This window comes from Bacteroidales bacterium (assembly GCA_023228145.1).
Taxonomy (GTDB): domain Bacteria; phylum Bacteroidota; class Bacteroidia; order Bacteroidales; family CAIWKO01; genus CAIWKO01.
On the sequence record JALOBU010000023.1, the window covers coordinates 17,061 to 36,638 of the forward strand.

The window sequence follows — 19,578 nt, forward strand, 5'->3', positions numbered from 1 at the left end:
ATTATTTTTGCAGTTAGTTTTCAAATAGGGGTGCCCTAAAATAACGGGCTGAGATCAAACCCTCTGAACCTGATCCGGATAATGCCGGCGTAGGGAGTAAGGGTAAACTTAATGGATGGTTTTCGCCTCTATGGCTATCCGAAGTTTAACACAAAAAAATAACAAAAATGAAAAAAATTATGTTAAGTTTGGTTCTGCCAATGCTTATATCCGTTTATGCAATGGCACAACACACCATCTCTGGCACTGTGCGTGAAAAAAATACGGGGCAGGCACTGTTTGGCGCTTCGGTAGGATTCACAGGCTTATTCATTGGAGCTGCCACGGATGCCGAAGGAAATTTTACGATTAAAAATTTAAAAAAAGGCACGTATTTGCTTAAAGTATCCTTTATTGGATATAACGAATACCAGCAAACCTTAGAATTAAACGAGAACATTATTCTGAATATAGTACTTGAGAAAAAAACCATTTTACAGGATGAAGTTATCATCAGTTCAACGCGTGTCGGCGAAAACGAACCATCCACATACACAAATATCAGCATGGAAGAAATACAAAGGGCCAACCTCGGACAGGATATTCCTTACATTTTAAGTTCCACTCCTGCCCTGGTATCTTCATCCGATGCCGGCAACGGCGTAGGCTACACCAGTTTACGCATCCGTGGCAACGACATGACTAGAATAAATGTTACCATCAACGGTATTCCAGTAAACGATGCGGAATCACAGGGCGTTTTCTGGGTGGATTTGCCTGATATCGCTTCCTCTATTGACAATGTTCAGATACAACGTGGCGTTGGAACTTCCACAAACGGTTCGGCAGCCTTCGGAGCCAGCATCAATTTCCAGACCACAAAACTCAATCCCGAACCTTATGCGGAATATAATCTTTCTTACGGCTCTTTTGATACATGGAAACATTCGCTACTTGCCGGAACAGGCTTACTGGCAGGACATTGGACAGTGGATGTCAGGCTTTCCAAACTAAACTCCAGCGGATATATTGACAGAGCAAAATCCGACCTGAAATCATTGTTTTTCAGTGGTGGCTACTACGGAGAAAAAACAATTGTGAAAGCAGTCATTTTCTCTGGAAAAGAGAAGACATACCAGGCATGGATGGGTGTGCCCAAAGATTCGCTGCAAAGCAACCGCACTTACAATCCCTATACATACGACAACCAGACCGACAATTACCAGCAGGATAATTACCAGCTGCTTTTTTCGCAGGAAATCGGAAAACGTTTCCTGCTAAACGCAGCGATGCATTTAACTTATGGCCGCGGATATTATGAAGAGTACGAAGAAAACTCGGATTTTGCATCTTACGGTCTGCCCAATGTCATCATCGGAGCAGATACCATCACAGCCACAAATCTTGTCAGGCAAAAATGGTTAAATAACTATTTTTACGGTTTTACGTTTTCAGGTACTTATAACAACCATAAAAACCTGAAAATAATTTTGGGAGGCTCGGGTAACCAATATCTGGGCGACCATTTCGGTGATATCATCAGGGGCGATTACCTTTCCTTATCAGACCACTCACTGCGATGGTATTTCAATACAGCAAAAAAATCCGAACTGAGCATCTACACAAAAATAAATCTGAATTTCAGCAAAAAAGTTTACGCCTACCTTGACCTGCAATACCGCGGCGTAAAATTCTGCCTCGACAGCATAGATTCTAAACTCCGGGATATAACACAAGCGCATGGCTTTAACTTTTTCAACCCGAAAATCGGCTTTACTTATGATATCAGCAATAAACATAATATGTACTTCGCTATAGCCATGTCGAACCGTGAGCCAAACGGGAACAATTACGCAGATGCCAACCCTGAAAAGCCTAAGCCGGTGAGTGAAACCCTGCTGAATGCCGAAGCCGGATATACCTTCAAAAGCAAATTCGTAAAAAGCACTGTGAACGGATATTATATGCACTACATTAATCAACTGGTTCTTACAGGCGAAATAAACGAAGCGGGCTATCCTATCATGACCAACGTACCAAAAAGCTACCGCGCAGGTATTGAAGTAACTGCAGTAGCTCAGCTTTTTAAGCGGCTGACCTGGGAAATGAATGCCTGTTTCAGCCAGAACAAAATAATTGATTTCACCGAGTATGTGGATGACTGGGACAACGGAGGACAGATTCAAAATAAACTGGGCAATACCGATATTGCCTTTTCGCCCGATTGGGTCGTTGGCAATAATTTCACTGTAAACATTATTAAAAACCTAAATATTTCACTTACAAGCAAATATGTGAGCAGGCAATACATTGATAATACTTCTGACAGGGAGCGTTCTCTAAACCCATATTGCATCAGTAACATTCTGATTGACTACAAATTCAAATTGTCCGTAATAAAAGAAATTGACTTCTCATTGATGCTGAACAATATATTCAACAAAAAATATGAGAACAATGCCTGGGTGTACAGGTATTATTATAACGGAACATACAATGTTATGGACGGATACTTTCCTCAGGCTGGATTTAATTTTATGGCAGGGTTTAAAATCAAGCTATAAAAGCGATAAATTTGATTACATTATGCTCAAAAAGGATAAGAAAACTGCAGTAATTAAAATCAGAGTTTTTTTTCTAAATAATCGATTGGTACAAATCCACCAGTCTTTTTGAAGCCACAGGAATATCATGCTCCGATTCGATTAATTTACGGGCATTTAAACCTATTTGCCTGCATTGCTCAGGCTGGTCCACGCAATATTTGAACTTCCCGAGAAATTCATCCGGAGTATTTGCTATAAGAATATTTTCACCATCGGTATAGTTAATTCCTTCTGCGCCGACAGCAGTTGAAATAACTGTTTTCCCCAAAGCCATGCCCTCAATAATTTTGACTCTTACTCCACTTCCCGACAATAATGGGACAAACATCACTGAATTTTTCAGCATAAATTCTCCGGCATCCGGTACTTCTCCGATAACTTTCATATTAGGAAATTTATACGAATAAATCCATGATGGCATATTTCTGCCTGCTAAATAAACATAAACATCAGGCAGTTGTTCTGAAACAGCTGGCATGCATTTATCAAGAAACCATCTTATGGCTTCCTGATTTGGCATCCAGTCCATGGAACCTATATGAAAAAAAGTCAGATTTTTTTTCTGTTCGGGATAAAGAATGTATTTTGATAAATGCAACCCGAATGGGACTGTTGCAACAGTAACATTTAATCCATAGTTTTTGATAAAATCAGTATCCACATCGGTTATTCCGGCAATGGCATCAACATCTGAAAACACTTGTTCCTCATAGCTTTTCAGTTTTTTTGTCAGGTATGAAAGGTAGTTTCTTTTGATTCTATTAGTTACAGTGCCAGCATATCTTGACCAAATAACATGTTCAATGTTATGAGCCCGCAGTACAATCTTTGCCTTACTGTATTTTCGAATGGTTTCAATATAGGGCGCCACATAAATGGTTTCCAGCTGAACAATATCGTAAGAATTTTTTTTCAGGATACGTTTCAAAGCTTCATGAAAATCAGGAGAATCGAAACGTTCGATGTGAAAAGATTTTTTTGAAAACAGGTTCAAAAAAGCATTTCTCAGGCGTATGCGTGTGTCAACATGAACCAGGGTAAAATTAGTTTTATAGCGATAATCTACCGGCAATGTGTCAATATCCACAGAGAATTTATGAGTATTCATTGCCAGAATGTGCACTTTGTGATTTTCTTCCATCAGTCCGCCAGAAAGGTTGTACATGGCAATAGGGCCTCCTTCTTTCGGGGGATATGGCGATTTATGGCAGAGCTGAAGTATGTTCATTGCTTAGGATTTGGGTTTTATTCTCAGGATTTTTTTTATAAGCCTACATATTTTTTCAAAGAAAATTATCCACCAGTCAAAATTCAGCAGAGAAGAATCGGTGCTGGCAGTATAAGTCAGCACTATTCCTATGGGCAAGTAAATAACCAATGGCAGCCACATTCCTGATGGAGGGGTTAGGACGCCCTCCCTGACAAACTTTTCTCCTGTCATGGAAATGACATGATAAATAATAAAAAACAGGGTGGAAAAGACTACCGGCAGTCCCAGTCCTCCTTTACGGATAATAGCCCCCAGGGGCGCCCCGATAAAAAACAATATCAGGCATGCCAGCGAAAGAGTGAATTTGCGGTACCACTCTATTTCATGACGTGCAATGATTTCTTTTTTCATTTTTATTTCTCTGGAAAAGTAATCTGTCTGCTGTAAAACAGCACGTGAATCGCTCAAGGCGAGGTTCACTATTTCTTTTTGCTCTGACTTTGGAAAGTTCAAAATAAAATTCTCTTTCATGCCTGCTGACTTAAGCGGAAGTAACGATGCCGTGTCGCAACGAAAATAAAAATAATAGTTGTTGGTATAATATTTATAGAAACTCCTTTCCCTTTCCACTCTTTGCATGATAAGGGTGTCAACAGCATCTTCCAGTTGTGACAAGTTCAGCATCTGATAATTATCTTTAAAAAAATCCTCTTTACTTCTAATCATGTTAAGTTCCGTAAGGTCAATGCGACGTGTTTCTTCCTCAAAGTTGGTTCGCTGAAATGGGTTAGAAGGGTTACGATCCCTGTTGTTTATGGGTTCATAATAATTATATCCGTTGTACAAAGTAAACAAGAGCGTGTTTTTATCGGGATTGTGCATTTTACCTTTACCGGCTGCCGTTACGTTAATGTTTCCCATATCTTCCGTATGGTCATAAATGATGACATTGCTGATATCTTCTCCATTGCTTTCTTTTTTTCCGATACGTATCACATACCCCTCCAGTTCCCTGTAGAATACTCCTTCGTTGATGTTCAGGGCAGGTTTTTTCTCGCGGATATCAAACAACAGCACTCCGAATTTGAGGTTGGCAATCGGTAAAATATAATTCGAAAAATATAATGCAAATCCACTGAGAAAAATTATAAAGATAACCAGCGGCATCATAGCACGGCGGAAAGAAATGCCGGATGCTTTGATGGCAACCAGCTCATAATGTTCCCCCAGGTTCCCGAATGTCATTAACGATGCCAGTAACACGGCAAGCGGCAGGGCGAGAGGAACAAATGTTGCAGAAGCATAAAACAGTAACTCGGCCAGCACATACCATTCAAAACCTTTTCCCACCATATCGTCCACATACTTCCACAAAAACTGCATTACCAGTATAAAAAGTGCAATAAAGAAAGTCAGCACCAGAGGGCCCATAAACGACTTCAGAACGAAGCTATAAACTTTCTTCATTTGTATTGTTTTATAGCAAAATTAGCTTATTTGAAATAATTTATGAAATAATTATGCATTACAAAGCACAGAAAAATTATTTCACTAGCGTCATTTCGTTAATAAGCCTCTTTGCTCCGGCATATTTGTCAATAATGAAGAGGCAGTATCTTATGTCAATAGAAATATTTCTGCACATATCGGCTTCATAAACGATGTCGCTCATTGTGCCTTCCCACACACGGTCAAAATTTATTCCAATAAGATGCCCTTCTGCGTTAATCACCGGACTACCGGAGTTGCCCCCTGTAGTGTGGTTGCTGGCAATAAACGCCACATGCATACTCCCGTCATTATCGGCATACATACCATAATCCTTATGATTATATAGTTCTTTTAATTTATTGTCAACGGTATAATCATATATGGTCGAATCTTCTTTTTCCATCACACCGGTAAGGGTGGTAAAATATTTGTAATTAACAGCGTCTCTCGGTTTATATCCCTTCACCTGTCCATAGGCAATTCTCAATGTAGAATTTGCATCGGGATAAAAATTTCTTTCAGGTTGCATTTCCATCAATCCTAGCATGTAAGTCTGGTTTAAACCTGCTGTGATGCTTTCATATTCCGCAATTTTTGCGTCCAGATTTTTTCGGTAAAAATTATAAATACTTGCGCTGAGTTTAAAAGCAGGGTCGTTTTCCAGGGTTTTTACTGCAGAGGGCTTATATCCGTTCAAAAAAGATAACACTTTATCCTGGTCAACCATAAATGATTTTGCAAAAAAATCATCGGTATATTTTCCGAAATCCCCTTTGTAAAGTTCCGCAACTCGTGATATTTCTTCGGGGAGCCATGATTTTTCAAGGCCTTTATAGTAAATTCCAAGTAATTTGCCCATCAGTTCTTTGTCAATACGGCTGTCATAATTTTTAAAAAAACTTTCTGCGGATTTTTTCAATGACTCCAATGTTTTAAAAATTTCCGCATCGTTTTTCTTCTTATTCCTGCTCACACTAATCAATTGTTCATAGGAGCGGGCATAACGAACAATTTCGATACCCAACCCGCATTCTATCAGGTATTCGAAGGCCAGGTTATAGATTCCATATTTTGTATAAACATCGCGAAATTTATCCATCAATTCACCGTAAGTTCCTTTCCTCATATCATCCGACACAGCCCACTTCTGGAATTGTTTTTCCAGCTCTTGTTTTTTTGCAATTATGTCAGTCCTTCTCACACCGTTGTTTTCACCAATCATTTTTTTATAAAAGTTTTCCACATTGGCATATTTTGCAGAATACTGTATTCTGGTTTTTTTGCTTTGTTCCATATATTTTCGGTACACCTGAAGCTTTTCGGCACGTGCCTTAATGGCCGCAGGATTTTCGAAATTTACTATGCGGTCAACAGCGTAAGAAACCAGATATTCGTTGGTTCTTCCGGGATATCCGAATACGAATGTAAAGTCGCCTTCCTGAACGCCTTTCGTTGATATTTTAAAATGATAAGGTGGTGTATAGGGGACATTGTCTTTTGAATATTCTGCAGGGTTATTGTCCTTGTCGGTATAAATACGAAATACAGAAAAATCCCCTGTATGGCGTGGCCACATCCAGTTATCTGTATCACCTCCGAATTTTCCGATGCCAGAAGGAGGCGCACCTACCAGACGAATATCTCTGTAAACCCGCGAGATAACCAATATGTATTGGTTCCCGTAATAAAAAGGCTGAACTGTTACCTCGTAGCTATTATCTTTTGTGTGTTCTTTTATAATTGCTGAAATCTGGGATTCAATTAATACATCTTTTACTTCTTTGGGAGTTTTGTCCGTGGTGCCTTTGAGCACTTTTTCAGTAACATCTTCCATGTATGTCAGAATAGATACTTCCAGTTTTGTGTTGGGAAGTTCTTCTTCAAAAGAATTAGCCCAGAAACCATGAGTAAGGTAGTCTTGTTCAACGCTGCTATGCGATTGTATGGCGCTGTAGCCACAGTGGTGGTTGGTAAGTATCAGGCCTTTTGAGGAAACTATCTCGGCAGTGCATCCGCCGCCAAACAGGCAAACGGCATCTTTGAGGCTCGGTTTGTTAAGGTTAAAAATGTCTTCAGCAGAAATTTTCATTCCCAGGCGTTTCATTTCTGCTTCGGGACCTTGCGACAGCAAAATGGGGAGCCACATGCCTTCGTCGGCTTTGCTGGAAGAGAACATAACGAAGGTTAGCAGGAAGATTGACAGGATTTTTTTCATATAAGATTTGATTTAAAAATTGGTCAATTTGAAAATTTTATAATTTGAAAATTGTGGGGCATGTTGTTACTCTTTAGATTTTATTTTACATAATTAACAATTTCATGTCATTTTCAAATTAATCAATTAAAACATTTTCAAACTGATTTCTTACAAAGAGGCTATTACGGAAATCTCTATCCTCGCATCCTTCGGCAAACGTGCCACCTGAACGGTTTCGCGGGCAGGATAGTTATCCTTAAAATATGCGCTGTACGCCTCATTCACTTGAGCAAAGTCATTCATATCGGCAAGAAAAATAGTTGTTTTCACCACATCTGAAAAGTCCATGCCGGTTTCTTTCAATAGTGCGGAAATATTTTCCATCACCTGTCTGGTTTGCACAGAAATATCGCCTTGCACCATTTCGCCAGTAACAGGATTAATAGGTAACTGTCCGGAAACATATAAGGTTCCGTTGTTAAGCAATGCCGGGCTGTATGGGCCTATAGGTGCCGACGTCCCTGGAATGTTGATGGTTTTTCTCATATAAAAAAATATTTTGATTAATACAAAAATACATATTATTGACTGACTAATTAACGACAGTTTTGCAAAATATTATTATTGTAAAGAAAATAAACAATAAAACCATGACACTTATACTCACACGTAATGATGTTATGTCTGCCCTTACCATGAAGGACTGCATGAATTTTGTTGAAAACGCTTTTGCCGAACTCAGCAAGGTACTACGGTATTGCCGATACGCATCGGGATTACGCCTCCCGAAGGCCTTGCTTTTGTTCATGCCTGTCTGAAAGTGATGGGGCGCTTGCAATACAGGATGCTGCCACAGCAAAACTTGTTTACGACAAAGCCCTGGCAACAGGTGTAGGCGCTAATATTGACATATAGGAATTATTACTGTTGCTCTAAACAGGAATATAAATCTTTTCTTTTAACTCTCTGTATTCATCATCGGATTTACTGTCAAAGGTAATACCACCTCCGCTTTTATAGAATAATTTATCGCCCTGCTTCTCAATAAAACGAATCATCACAGCGCTGTTCAGGCTGCTGCCGTCAAAATAACCGAAGACACCGGTATAAAAACCGCGGTCGTATTGTTCTGCTTCTTTAATAATTTCAACTGTTTTCTTTTTCGGGGCACCTGTAACTGAACCCGCAGGAAGCATCGCCTGCAATATATCGCCGATATGCTCCCTGTAGTTTGATGGTAGTTTACCACTGATAGCAGAACTTACCTGAAGCAACGTTTTGTTGCTTGTTTTAATTTCATCAATATAACGAAATTTTTCAACGGTAACTTTTTCCGATACTATGCTAAGGTCGTTACGTATCAGATCAACGATAGTGTAATGCTCAGCGGTCTCTTTGGGATCGCTCATAATTATTTCACGGGCATTAGGGATTGAAGCATCTATCGTGCCTTTCATCGGGTAAGAAAAAATGCGGTTGTCCTGAATTTTTACAAAAGTTTCCGGTGAAAAACAGACAAACGAATTCTGATACCAAAACTTATATTTCGATCTTGCAGCAAAAAAAATATCCTTTAAGCCCAAATTGCAAGTTACTTCCGTAGGAAAAGTGAGGTTAAGCAGATAGGTATTGCCGGCTTTGATATGCTGCTGGACAAAGTCAAACGCTTGCATGTACCTTTCTCTGGCAACAACATCCACCACTTCAATAGCAGCCGGTTTTACTGATATAGTATCAGAAAAGTTCCTGAACCCTTCAATATCAAACAGTACTGTATTATTTTCAACCTTATCAATTGCTGATACATAAAGCCCTTTCATATCAAAATCTATGATAAACAAAAAAGGCACTCCTCTTTTGCCTAATTCGTTCATTTTTCGAAAATCAGCCATAGCATTATTTTGCAGAAGTAAAAATAAACAAAAAGAAGACAGACCTAATAAACAAAAAATACTGTAACAAATAACTATTCACTGTTAACTGTTCACTGTTCACTTCTAACTGTTCACTGCTAATAAGCTCCGTATCTTCTCCGCAGGAACCACTCCGCCGAAAGCAATAGAATAATCAAGGTGAGCACCCATATCATGTTCACTAAGTCACTGAAGCTTTTTCTGGAGTACGATATTGATTTCACATCCTCGCGTACTTTAAGCAATTCGGGAATTCTGCTAAGTTGCCCGGGATAAAGCATTTTTCCGTTATTTTTTACCGACATGGAATACAGCATCTGGTGGTCGGCAATAAGGTTAAGAGCTTCCACATTGACAGGCACCACACTGAAAGCGCCTGATTTCTGCAAAAGTTCTCCTCCTACTTTCACCTGTGCATTGTAACGGTATTCTCCTAGTGGAAACACGCCTGCGTTCAGGTGATAGGCATGGGCTGTGCGGCTGAATGTGTATGGAAAAGATTTATTTTCGGAATTGATAATTGCTATTTTCACTTCGGGTTCGTTGATAAGCTCGTAGCTTTCGTTATATACTTCAGCATCAAACTCCACGGGCTCGTTTTCCATGAAACGGTTTTTGTTGTTAATCCGGAACCTGCCTTTATCCACTTTCACCGAAAGAAATTGTATCATTTTGTTGGTAAGCTCGTTGAAAGCATTGTGGTTCGCCGACTGCAGAAAGTTGTTCAGCCGCCAGCGCCAGATGCCTTCCCCGGAGATGATGCCTATTTTGGAGTCACCGGTATTGTTAAACATCAGCAAGGGCCTTTGTGTCTGCACACTGCCAATTTTCTGGTAAAACAGAACATTGATAGCATTGCTTATGTTGTATTCACCAAAAGGCACCAGCAAAGCAGGATAATTTGCCGAAAGTTTTTTCAGCTCATCGGAAATGGTGAACAAAGCAAAATCGTTTGCCACAGAAGGCGCGGCTTCATCATATTTGTCGGTAGATTTCTTTATGTTCAGTCCTGTTTTCAATGAATTGAACATGGAAACATCACTTGAAGCACCAATAACAAACAATACCGGTACTTTCTGTTCGCTGATACCCTGCAGCAATGCCTGATGGTTTTTGCCTTTAAAAGGAATCTGGTGCAATATGACCATATTGTATGCACTGACAGATTTGTTAAAATTATCGGCGATATACGCTTCCACCTGGTAAATATTGCTGTTTTCGATGCTCTGTTTGAGCGCAGCCACATCGGGATGGGGAGCGCCGGCCAGCAAAAGTATTTTTTCCCTGCCGTCAAGCACTTCCACATACACATCCTGCACATTGTTTATGATGCTTATTTCTCCGGGCAATGCCGAAATGCTGATGCGGTAGTGCTGAACCCCCGGCTGTTTCGACTCCAGCACCACCTGTGTGGTTTCGATATAGCGCTCACCGTTAATATCAAGGGTTTTACTGAACAATGTTTCGTTTCCTTTGCTGACAATTAGTGTAGCTTTCTGCCCGAAAAATTTATCGGCGGAAACAACAATTTCAAGAGGGAATTGGTTACCAAGGTAGCTGATGCGGTTATAGTTAACCCTTGAGATAATCATGTCTTTCTGGATGTTTGTATCTCCGAGAGCAACCGTATAAAAAGGGAATTTCATTTCGTTGGCAAGATACAAGGGGTTGCTGCCTTTGTTATACAACCCGTCAGATGCAAGCACCACAGCGCCAATATTACGGTTGGCATAGCGCGCCTGAACCTCATCGAACAGCTCTGCAAAATCCGTTTGTTTATCATTAAAATCAAATGTAGGTTTGTCTGTAACCTTGTCGCCGAACGAAAAAGTTTTCACCTCATAATCGTCTTCAAGTTTCTCTATCAGTTTTTTCATCTCCTCTGGGTAATCCGTTCTCATTGCAGCAGAATCTTTATGAAATAACAGCGACTGTGAATTGTCCTGTGCAACGATTATCAAAGGTTTTTCGATAGTGCGCTTGCGTGTCATCACCAAAGGTGAGAGTAAAAGAAAGGATATCAGAAAAATAGCCAATGTGCGCAGTACAAAAAATATCCTGACCAGCGACTTTTTCCATTCATAGCGCTTTTCGCGGTAATAAAGCATAAAGGCATAAGCTAAGCCCAGCAATAGGCATAAAGGTAAGAGCCATAAGGAATATTCGGTGATAATCTTAAAGCTCAAAGTGTATTATTTTGTATTAATAAAAATCCTGACATAAATATCACCCTCCGGTGCCCACAAAATAATCTTCCTTTTCTGCAAATAAAATATTGAATGTTGTCAGGCTACCATAGATACGAGTGATGTATTGCTGCATGTCCACTTTTTCATGGTCGGAAAGTTTTGGGTGGCTGTTGATATTTTGTTCCAGCACACGAAGACGGTCACGAAGCATGACTATCTTATGAAAAAAGGCTTCTATGGGGATTTCTTTAGGTTTGAGGTCAGTGTTTCCGGGTTGCATAATCAGTTTTCCGCCTTCCCATTTCTCACCCATATCCACAACTTCCTGCAAAGTGCCGTATTTGTCAAGGAAATATTTCAATATCTGCTCAAAGGCTTCGAGGTCAAGGGCAGCTACTTCGCTCCCGCCCTGCTCTTCGTTATATTCAAGCACTTCCAGCTCGCGGTTGCTTTTTGAAAATTCTATTTTCCCTCCGCGTGTAAAAATAATTTCATAATTAGAAATATTCACTTTGCTGACCACTCCTTCGCCATACTTTTCGTGGTCAACCCGTGTGCTCACCGTGAGTTCCTTTTCCATAATTTAATTTTTAAAACCTTTTAAAACTGATGCCATGCCTGATTTCTCACATTTCATTTCGGGCTCTCCGAAGTATCTGGTGTTGGACGCCCCTGATGCTTTAATGTCCAACTTTGTAATGATATGGAGCTGAACATCGGCAGTTCCCGACACTTCTGTATTGGCAACATCAACAATCATTTCTGATGCATCAAAGCGGCATGCCCCGGAAATGGCAAAATCTGCTTTGGAAACCACGCCGCTCAGTATAGCCGCTGAGCCTCCCGTAAAAGATGCATCAAGTTCCACACAGTTCATCTCAGCTTTTACCGAAGATGCCCCAGAAATATTCAACTCTAACTTGTTGAATTGAAGTTTTTCATTGGCAACAAGGTCAACGGCTCCCGACAGCTCAATTTTTTCAAGTACTGCACAGGTAATGTAAATGTTTATTCCCTTCGTACTGAGCATGATTTTTTTAGCATCCACCTTAAGTTTGCCTTTCACAATTTTCGTCTCAATATGCTCCAAAAGATTTTCGTCGGTTTCTATTTCAATTTTCGTTGTGTTGCCTGACATCAAAAAAACTTTGAATGGCCCGCTGATTTGCAAAGATTTAAAATCTCCCGCTTCCCGTGATATTTTTTTTATTATTCCGTTTCCCTTTACGGGGTCGGAATTTATACAGGAAGCCATATTAAACAGCAGAGTGAAAATAAAGATACAAGAAACAAAAATATGTTTTTTCATAGTGCATTTATTTTAAAACAAGTTTGTCAATAACCGGTTTGTCAAAATAGCTATTCAGACGTTCCACTATCATGGATTTTATCATATTCAGCTCGCTGCGCACCACAGAAGAATTTAACTCAACATACAGGGTGCGTTTGCTGACCCATAATCGTGTGGTATGCCCAGCTATGGCCTTGCCAACTGTTTCTTCCCACTTATCTGCAACATTATATCGGTTCAGTTTATCGCTGAAATTATACTCTTCGATTAGCTCCTTAATAATATCTTTCAATGGCCTTTCTCCGTATTTCATCAGAGTTCAATTTCGTTAGCGTTGTTGCCGGCGATAATGAACACTTTGCCCGGCGAATTGATTTTTTTTATGGTGTACACGATTCTTTCTTTTTGAGTGTCGGTGATAAAAACCTGTCCGAAATTATTTTCGGAGGTCAGCTGCACGATATGTTCCACCCTCTCATCATCAAGTTTGTCAAAGATATCATCAAAGAGCAACACCGGTTTGTAGCCTTTGGCATTTTTGATATAGTCGAACTGGGCAAGTTTGATAGCAATGGTATATGATTTTTGCTGTCCCTGTGAGCCGAATTTCCGCAAAGGGTGCCCGCCTATAATAAAGTTCAGGTCATCTTTATGGATTCCTGCAGTGGTATAAAGAACGCTGCGGTCCTTTGACAGTGAGGCCGCCAACAGTTCGGTAAGAGGCGCATCGTTAAGCTGTGATTCGTATTTAAGCTTTACTTTTTCTTTATCGCCGCTGATAAGCTTATAATATCTGTTGAAATAAGGCTCAAAATCTCTGATAAAATTATCTCTTTTGCTGTGAATTTTCGTTCCCAGTGTAACAAGCTGTGTATCCCATATTTCAAGGGCGTCGGCATCAAAGGAGCGGCTTTCAAAAAACAATTTAAGCAGTTTATTGCGCTGAAAAAGAGCTTTGTTATAGTTAATCAGGTCATCAAGATATATCCTGTCGAACTGGCTGATGAAACTGTCGAGAAAACGCCTTCTTTCGTCACTGCCGCTGTAAATCATATCAGAATCATGCGGTGAAACTATCACAACGGGAAACAACCCGATATGGTCGGCCAGGCGGCTGTATTCCTTTTTGTTCAACTTCACAACCTTTTGGTGGCTGCGTTTCTGTGTTACAAGTACTGTTTCGGGTTGTGTATTCTGTTTTACCCAGCTGCCCTGTATGGTAAAAAATTCCTGGCCATGGCGGATATTCTGGGTGTCAATCACATTAAAATAACTTTTACAAAATGACAAATAATGTATAGCATCAAGCAGATTGGTTTTCCCTACGCCATTATTTCCTACAAAGCAATTAATCTTCTCTGAAAAAAACAATTCCGTTTCTTGATAATTTTTAAAATTTTTAAGAGATAGTTTTTTCAGGTACATGATTTTCAGTTTGAAGAAAAGCCTATAAATAGATTCCCAGATTTTTTATTGTTTCCAAATATCATCTGGTGAATAGACTTGTGGGCGTTCAGTATTTTTAAGCCCCACTGGCTGCCGAAGTGCATGCGGCACGAATACACTGCGTTTTCACGGGCAGTATGTGTGTTTTTCTGATACAATATTAAAAAATCTTTCAGGTCCTGGTAAATATCGGCAAGGTTTTCAGAGATGCTGAGACTGTCTGCTTCATCAGGATTGCCGGGTATTTCGCTATCCTCAAAGCGGTCGCATTTCCCAATTTTGTTTCGCAACAGGTTAAATATACGTTCCCAATCTTCCTGTGTTACATATCTTTCGGTAAGCTCTTTGTTGACCGGCTCTATATCCGGCAACATAGAGCCCTTAATATACACCAGCGGAAGCACACGCTGAAGGTAGGCAAAAATAAAAGCCACATCGTATTTTTCAATTTCTTCAAGAAACAAACACAATTCGTTAGCCACAGTAATAAATTCAAGGACATTTTTAGATTTTACCATATCCTCAGATTCTTTCTTCATAGAATAATTTTTACAATAATACAAAAAAATAAATTATGACTGTAAATTTGCTTTTTCAAAAAAAACACTTACATTTGTCTTTTAATCTCTTAAAAAAAGTAGTTTAAAAAATCTCAAACAATTTAGCACTGAAATAACGCAGAACCCTGCATTAATATTTTGTTGTTTCAGTGTCAGGAAAAATATTTTTTCTTTTTTTATTTTCTAAACCAACCACAGAGCTATGGATAAAAAAGAACTGAAGAAGAAAATAGTTGCGGCCTGCCTTGAAATTCAGCATACAACAGCACAACGTGCCACAGCAGAGATGGAAGAAGCATACCAAAACGCCACGGAATATGGTACGCCTGAAGATTGGTTCGACACATATAAAGCTGATATGCTGAACAAACGAAACATTTTCAGCAAACAGCTTCAGAAGATTCAGGAGGATATAAGAATTGTTGAACGAATTGACACCACTATTATTCATGAAAAAGCAGTATTTGGCTCCGTGATTATCACAGATAATCAAAAGCTGTTTATCGCTGTTGGAATTGGAAAAATTATTGTTAATAAAGAAGAATATTATTCCATATCACCTTCCGTACCGCTTTTTCAGGCCATGAAGGGACTGAAAGCTGGCGACACTTTTGAGTTCAGAGGCAGTAAACAAAAAATTATTGACATTTTCTGATATCAGTTGCCTTTTAATGCAAGCTGATTTTTCACAGGGTTTGCATACATAGCTAGGATAATATTTATCATCTCTTTTTCGGGATATTCGGCAGCTTCTTTTTTTACTTTTCCGGATATGTATTTAATAAATGCTTCCCGCTCACTGTCGGAATAAAGTTCCTTGTTACCGGTTTTACCGTTGAGAACATCGTATGCTATAAAATTGGGTTTCCACAGCTTATATCCGCAGTGAATATTTCTATCTATGCATGAAGCTGCATTTTTGAGCCAATCGTTAATGCCGGCCGTTTTGTCATCAAAAGCACGTGAGTTTAACAAATTTCCGAAAGCAACATGCACATTGCCTTTGTATTCCAGTATTCCTTTTATCATGCTTTTATAATCCTCAGCGGGGGTTTTTACAAAATCCATTTTATTATCCTTGTGGTATAATTCTATGGCTTTTAGCACATCACATGGGTCGTATTCGTATGAAAGGGCCACCGGGACTATGGGCAGATTAAAAAACACTTCCCTGAAATTTTTCTCATCGTGCATCACCAGCATTTTCAGCAGGCCATATTGTGTTTTGTCGTTGCCGTCTTTGGCCCTGCCCTGCCGCTGGGCAATCCATACCGATTCTTTTCTTTCATGGATGACATATGAAATATACGATGAAAGCAGCATGGAATATTCAAGCATCTGACGTGCCGGAAGGTTACGCTTAACAATAAAACTTTTGTTGATTCTTACCAGGTTAGTAATCATGGGAGAAATCAAGAGGTTTCCACCTATGGCAATCTGTGAGGTAGCATGGCCGTGACGAAAAAGCAAAAGGTTGATGAATGATGAATCCAACACGATGTCACGGTGGTTGGAAATAAAAAGATAGGGTGTGTGCTTGTTAAGCTTTTCTATGCCCGAGCACCCGAGGGTTTTCATGCTTCGGCTGATAACAACATCGAGCGCCCTGACAACAAAGTTTTTCTGAAACCCGGCAATGTCGTTTATTTTTTCCATCTCTTTGGTAAAAACCATCCTGTTGAACCCGGATAAGAGATAGCGGGCAAAAACAATAAATTCAGGGTCATTCACAAGATTTTGTATGGCAGCATTTACTTCCTCATCGTGATAGGGCCTTATTTCGTCGAAATGATTTTGCATGCCGTTATGTTTTTTTTAGATTAGTTTTTTTCTTCATCTTCCTCTTCAGGCAAACTGTTGTTTTTTTCAGGGCCGAAACCTCCGAAATAAACACCTATTGTAAGCTGCGGGGTGTTAAAACGAAACTCCTTATACCGGTCGAAGCTGATTCCAGTAACAAAGCGGTATCCCAAGCCTATGTTTATTTTGAGCCATGATGTTGCTTTGATATCAAGTTCGACTTGAGGGGTAATAACAAACACTTTGTCATTTGTATAATCCAAGCGATAATCAACATTATCAACATAAGAATTGTTCACAGAATCCGACAAATGTATATTTCCCCATCCAAATCGTGAACTTATCCCCAGATGCACTGTTTTTTTTGGAAAAAAAACGCCCCCGATCCAGACACCTGCATGACTGAAGTTGGTTCTGAGGGGTTTTCCCTTATAATATTCAGGCTTGCCATCTAAAACATATTCTGCCGGAATAACAAGGTCGTTGATTGAATGATATGTAACCAGTGTCAGACCGTAAGCACCGATAAAAAAATAATTATTGATCATCAAGGCTCCGCCTACTCCCAGAGATTCTGAAATGTTTTTCTTCAATATAGATGTTTCGCTCATTAAGCCGCCGAAACCGCTGATAAACACCTTAGGGTTTTTCAGTGTGTCCTGGTCAGTTTTAGCATCCTGAGCAATGAGAGCATTCCACAATATTAACAATATAAATAAGGGGAATATCTTTTTCATGAGATATTTTTTTGCAAAATAATAAAAAACTTCGATATAGAAATCCCTTAAAAGAGTTTATTTTTGCATAGTGATATTAACGCTAAAATAATTCAATGACTTTGATCAAACGTCTTTTCTTTCATTTAAGTATATGGTTATTCCTGTTGGCAAGTATCACTATTGCCCTTGCTCAGGAAAATAATGAAGAGGATATAAAACATCAGAACAGGGCATGGAGTTTTGGAATTAATGTGGGCGCTGGTTTCGCAAACAAATACCATGCGAATTTTTACAGCGGTGAAGAAGGCAACCAAAATGAAATATCCTATATTTTTTCAAATAAATATTATAGAGACGAAATCTACCAGGTGCTCAACGATTCATTTGAAATTTACAGCATGCCCATTATGAGATACAAACCCACTTTTTGTGTCGGGATGTATATCAAAAAAAATTTTACAACAAATTTCGGAGCTTTTATACAATTTAATTTTTCGAGGTTCACATCCGAGGGTTTCTTAACTCTGAAACTGGGCGCCACACCACCCTCTCAAGCCTACCCCAATACCAAAGACTACCCCATATGGGGCAAGGAAGACCGCATCAACATTGATATAGGCGCCAGCGGGGAAATACCTTTTGCAGAAAAGATTTATGGGTTTCTTGAAGTAGGCTTTAATCTAAATAATACAAAAGTCAGGGAAAATAAGATTGCTATTGAAACACTGGAATATAGTATAGTAAATGTCTATGGCGACCAGCCATATATTCCCAACACTCAGCTTCAGGAATACCCTGTTAGGCAGGGCGGCATAGGGTTGGGGGCTTTTCTCTCCCCGGGCATAAAATTCAGGTTTAATGAAAACATTGCCATTGACCTGCTGGGGAGCATTTACTGGGCAAAAATAAACCTAATGCATTACAATACTTTTCGCTTGCATTATAATGTAATGCTGCGTTTTCTTTTCTCTTCGGAATTCATTAAATCCTATTAGCAGCCCTGATGGAAATATCATTCAGGTCATTAACATCCTGCAGTTTGTGCCCTCATAACTGTAAGGCAAGGCGTTTTTCAGACGCCGACGGATATTGCCGCATCGACTACAATTACAACATTAGCTCCATCGTGAACCATCACGGCGAAGAACCTGTCATCAGCGGCAGAAAAGGGATATGTAATATTTTTTTCAATCACTGCAACTTGCAGTGTGTTTACTGCCAGAACCATCAGATAAGTGCTAACAATAGCAAGTTAAAATCTAAGTACGATGATTTGGAGCAGGTTATTTCCGACATTGAACAATGCTTACGGAGAGGCTGTAAAGCTATAGGTTTTGTTTCGCCTTCGCACCAGCTGCCGCAGATGCTCTCTATCATCAGGGCATTTGAAAACTACCATCCCAGACCCGTTTTTGTTTATAATACCAATACTTACGACAAAGCAGAGGCCCTGAAAGAGCTCGAAGGTATTATAGATGTTTTCCTGCCTGACATGAAATATGTGGACGGAAACCTATCGAAAATATATTCCGGGGCACACTGCTATCCTGAAATTGCAAAAAAGGCGCTGCAGGAAATGCTTCGCCAGAAAGGATCTGCACTGCACCTTGACGATGACGGGCTGGCCATATCGGGCATCATCATACGCCACATGGTGCTTCCGGGACATGTTGAAAACAGCCTCGGGGTGTTGCGTTTCATCGCGGAAGAATTATCACCCAAACTCCACATTTCGCTGATGTCGCAATATTATCCGACCATGAACACAAAAAAAATCAGTCCTTTAAACCGTACACTCCGAAAGAATGAGTATGACAGGGTTGTAAACGAGATGGAAAGGCTGGGATTGTCGAACGGCTGGATACAGGAACTTGATAGCAATGACTTTTACCGGCCCGACTTTGGGAAGAAGCATCCGTTTGAAGGTTAGGGGGTTGAAATTTAGAAGTTAAAAGGTTGGGGAAGAAAGAGTTGCAATTTCTGCAGTCAGACAGAACTTATTGCTGCCCGACGGCAGGCGGGGAAGCCGACTGCAGATAATTCACATTTGTGTTTTGTCTACTTTTCGACGGAGCCAACGTGACAAAACAATTAAGTTATATTTTGTAATGAACTTTTTCTTTACACTGTGCTCTCTGTGAAACACACTGTGTACTCTGTGGTTTATGAATTGAGAC

At 39.8% G+C, this 19,578-nt stretch carries 18 protein-coding genes and 1 riboswitch; of the genes, 5 read left to right on the forward strand and 13 right to left on the reverse strand.

Going from position 1 to position 19,578, the window contains the following annotated elements; genetic code table 11:
• Positions 1-16: 16 nt before the first annotated feature.
• A riboswitch (TPP riboswitch) is annotated at positions 17-113 on the forward strand.
• A 54-nt stretch (positions 114-167) separates the two neighbouring features.
• Positions 168-2,543 carry a TonB-dependent receptor gene (locus M0R16_10700; GenBank protein MCK9613342.1) on the forward strand — a complete coding sequence of 792 codons (2,376 nt, stop codon included), beginning with the start codon at positions 168-170 and terminating at the stop codon, positions 2,541-2,543.
• Between the two features lie 73 nt (positions 2,544-2,616).
• Here M0R16_10700 and M0R16_10705 read toward each other — a convergent pair whose 3' ends face one another.
• The 4 genes from M0R16_10705 to M0R16_10720 form a co-directional block, all read right to left on the reverse strand.
• Complete coding sequence (locus M0R16_10705) at positions 2,617-3,813, reverse strand: glycosyltransferase (protein MCK9613343.1); 1,197 nt, start codon at positions 3,811-3,813, stop codon at positions 2,617-2,619.
• Positions 3,814-3,816: 3 nt separating this feature from the next.
• Entirely contained in the window at positions 3,817-5,262 is a 1,446-nt protein-coding gene (locus M0R16_10710) for an LptF/LptG family permease (GenBank protein ID MCK9613344.1), read from the reverse strand.
• Between the two features lie 76 nt (positions 5,263-5,338).
• The gene (locus M0R16_10715) at positions 5,339-7,501 is read right to left on the reverse strand and encodes a S46 family peptidase (protein ID MCK9613345.1); all 2,163 of its coding nucleotides are present in this window, start codon (positions 7,499-7,501) and stop codon (positions 5,339-5,341) included.
• Positions 7,502-7,651: 150 nt separating this feature from the next.
• Complete coding sequence (locus M0R16_10720; GenBank protein ID MCK9613346.1) at positions 7,652-8,029, reverse strand: RidA family protein; 378 nt, start codon at positions 8,027-8,029, stop codon at positions 7,652-7,654.
• Positions 8,030-8,200: 171 nt separating this feature from the next.
• Between M0R16_10720 and M0R16_10725 the strand changes: the two genes are divergently transcribed.
• Positions 8,201-8,398: a hypothetical protein gene (locus M0R16_10725; GenBank protein ID MCK9613347.1), complete on the forward strand. Its 198-nt coding sequence runs from the start codon at positions 8,201-8,203 to the stop codon at positions 8,396-8,398.
• Between the two features lie 17 nt (positions 8,399-8,415).
• Here the strand turns inward: M0R16_10725 and M0R16_10730 are convergent, their stop codons facing one another.
• The 7 genes from M0R16_10730 to M0R16_10760 all read right to left on the reverse strand — a co-directional run bounded on the left by M0R16_10730 (position 8,416) and on the right by M0R16_10760 (position 14,861).
• Positions 8,416-9,375, reverse strand: a complete 960-nt coding sequence (locus M0R16_10730) for an aminodeoxychorismate synthase component I (GenBank protein MCK9613348.1) — start codon at positions 9,373-9,375, stop codon at positions 8,416-8,418.
• A gap of 119 nt (positions 9,376-9,494) precedes the next feature.
• Positions 9,495-11,582 carry a hypothetical protein gene (locus M0R16_10735; protein ID MCK9613349.1) on the reverse strand — a complete coding sequence of 696 codons (2,088 nt, stop codon included), beginning with the start codon at positions 11,580-11,582 and terminating at the stop codon, positions 9,495-9,497.
• Positions 11,583-11,622: 40 nt separating this feature from the next.
• Positions 11,623-12,165 (reverse strand): hypothetical protein, encoded by a 543-nt coding sequence (locus tag M0R16_10740; GenBank protein MCK9613350.1) that lies wholly within the window; start codon positions 12,163-12,165, stop codon positions 11,623-11,625.
• A gap of 3 nt (positions 12,166-12,168) precedes the next feature.
• Positions 12,169-12,894: a DUF2807 domain-containing protein gene (locus tag M0R16_10745; protein MCK9613351.1), complete on the reverse strand. Its 726-nt coding sequence runs from the start codon at positions 12,892-12,894 to the stop codon at positions 12,169-12,171.
• A gap of 7 nt (positions 12,895-12,901) precedes the next feature.
• Positions 12,902-13,189 (reverse strand): DUF721 domain-containing protein, encoded by a 288-nt coding sequence (locus tag M0R16_10750; GenBank protein MCK9613352.1) that lies wholly within the window; start codon positions 13,187-13,189, stop codon positions 12,902-12,904.
• The gene (locus tag M0R16_10755) at positions 13,189-14,301 is read right to left on the reverse strand and encodes a DNA replication/repair protein RecF (GenBank protein ID MCK9613353.1); all 1,113 of its coding nucleotides are present in this window, start codon (positions 14,299-14,301) and stop codon (positions 13,189-13,191) included. The genes M0R16_10750 and M0R16_10755 overlap by 1 nt, the downstream gene beginning before the upstream one ends.
• 5 nt (positions 14,302-14,306) lie before the next feature.
• The gene (locus tag M0R16_10760) at positions 14,307-14,861 is read right to left on the reverse strand and encodes a DUF5063 domain-containing protein (GenBank protein MCK9613354.1); all 555 of its coding nucleotides are present in this window, start codon (positions 14,859-14,861) and stop codon (positions 14,307-14,309) included.
• 223 nt (positions 14,862-15,084) lie between these two features.
• Between M0R16_10760 and M0R16_10765 the strand changes: the two genes are divergently transcribed.
• A complete protein-coding gene (locus tag M0R16_10765; GenBank protein ID MCK9613355.1) occupies positions 15,085-15,537 on the forward strand; it encodes a hypothetical protein in 453 nt (150 codons plus the stop codon).
• A 2-nt stretch (positions 15,538-15,539) separates the two neighbouring features.
• Here the strand turns inward: M0R16_10765 and M0R16_10770 are convergent, their stop codons facing one another.
• Together M0R16_10770 and M0R16_10775 are read right to left on the reverse strand one after the other, a co-directional pair.
• On the reverse strand, positions 15,540-16,682 hold the full coding sequence (locus M0R16_10770) for a 1-acyl-sn-glycerol-3-phosphate acyltransferase (GenBank protein MCK9613356.1): 1,143 nt from the start codon (positions 16,680-16,682) through the stop codon (positions 15,540-15,542).
• 20 nt (positions 16,683-16,702) lie between these two features.
• Positions 16,703-17,419, reverse strand: a complete 717-nt coding sequence (locus M0R16_10775; protein MCK9613357.1) for a hypothetical protein — start codon at positions 17,417-17,419, stop codon at positions 16,703-16,705.
• Positions 17,420-17,514: 95 nt separating this feature from the next.
• Between M0R16_10775 and M0R16_10780 the strand changes: the two genes are divergently transcribed.
• Positions 17,515-18,396: a hypothetical protein gene (locus M0R16_10780; protein MCK9613358.1), complete on the forward strand. Its 882-nt coding sequence runs from the start codon at positions 17,515-17,517 to the stop codon at positions 18,394-18,396.
• An 8-nt stretch (positions 18,397-18,404) separates the two neighbouring features.
• Positions 18,405-19,331 (forward strand): 4Fe-4S cluster-binding domain-containing protein, encoded by a 927-nt coding sequence (locus M0R16_10785; GenBank protein ID MCK9613359.1) that lies wholly within the window; start codon positions 18,405-18,407, stop codon positions 19,329-19,331.
• Positions 19,332-19,578 lie beyond the last annotated feature (247 nt).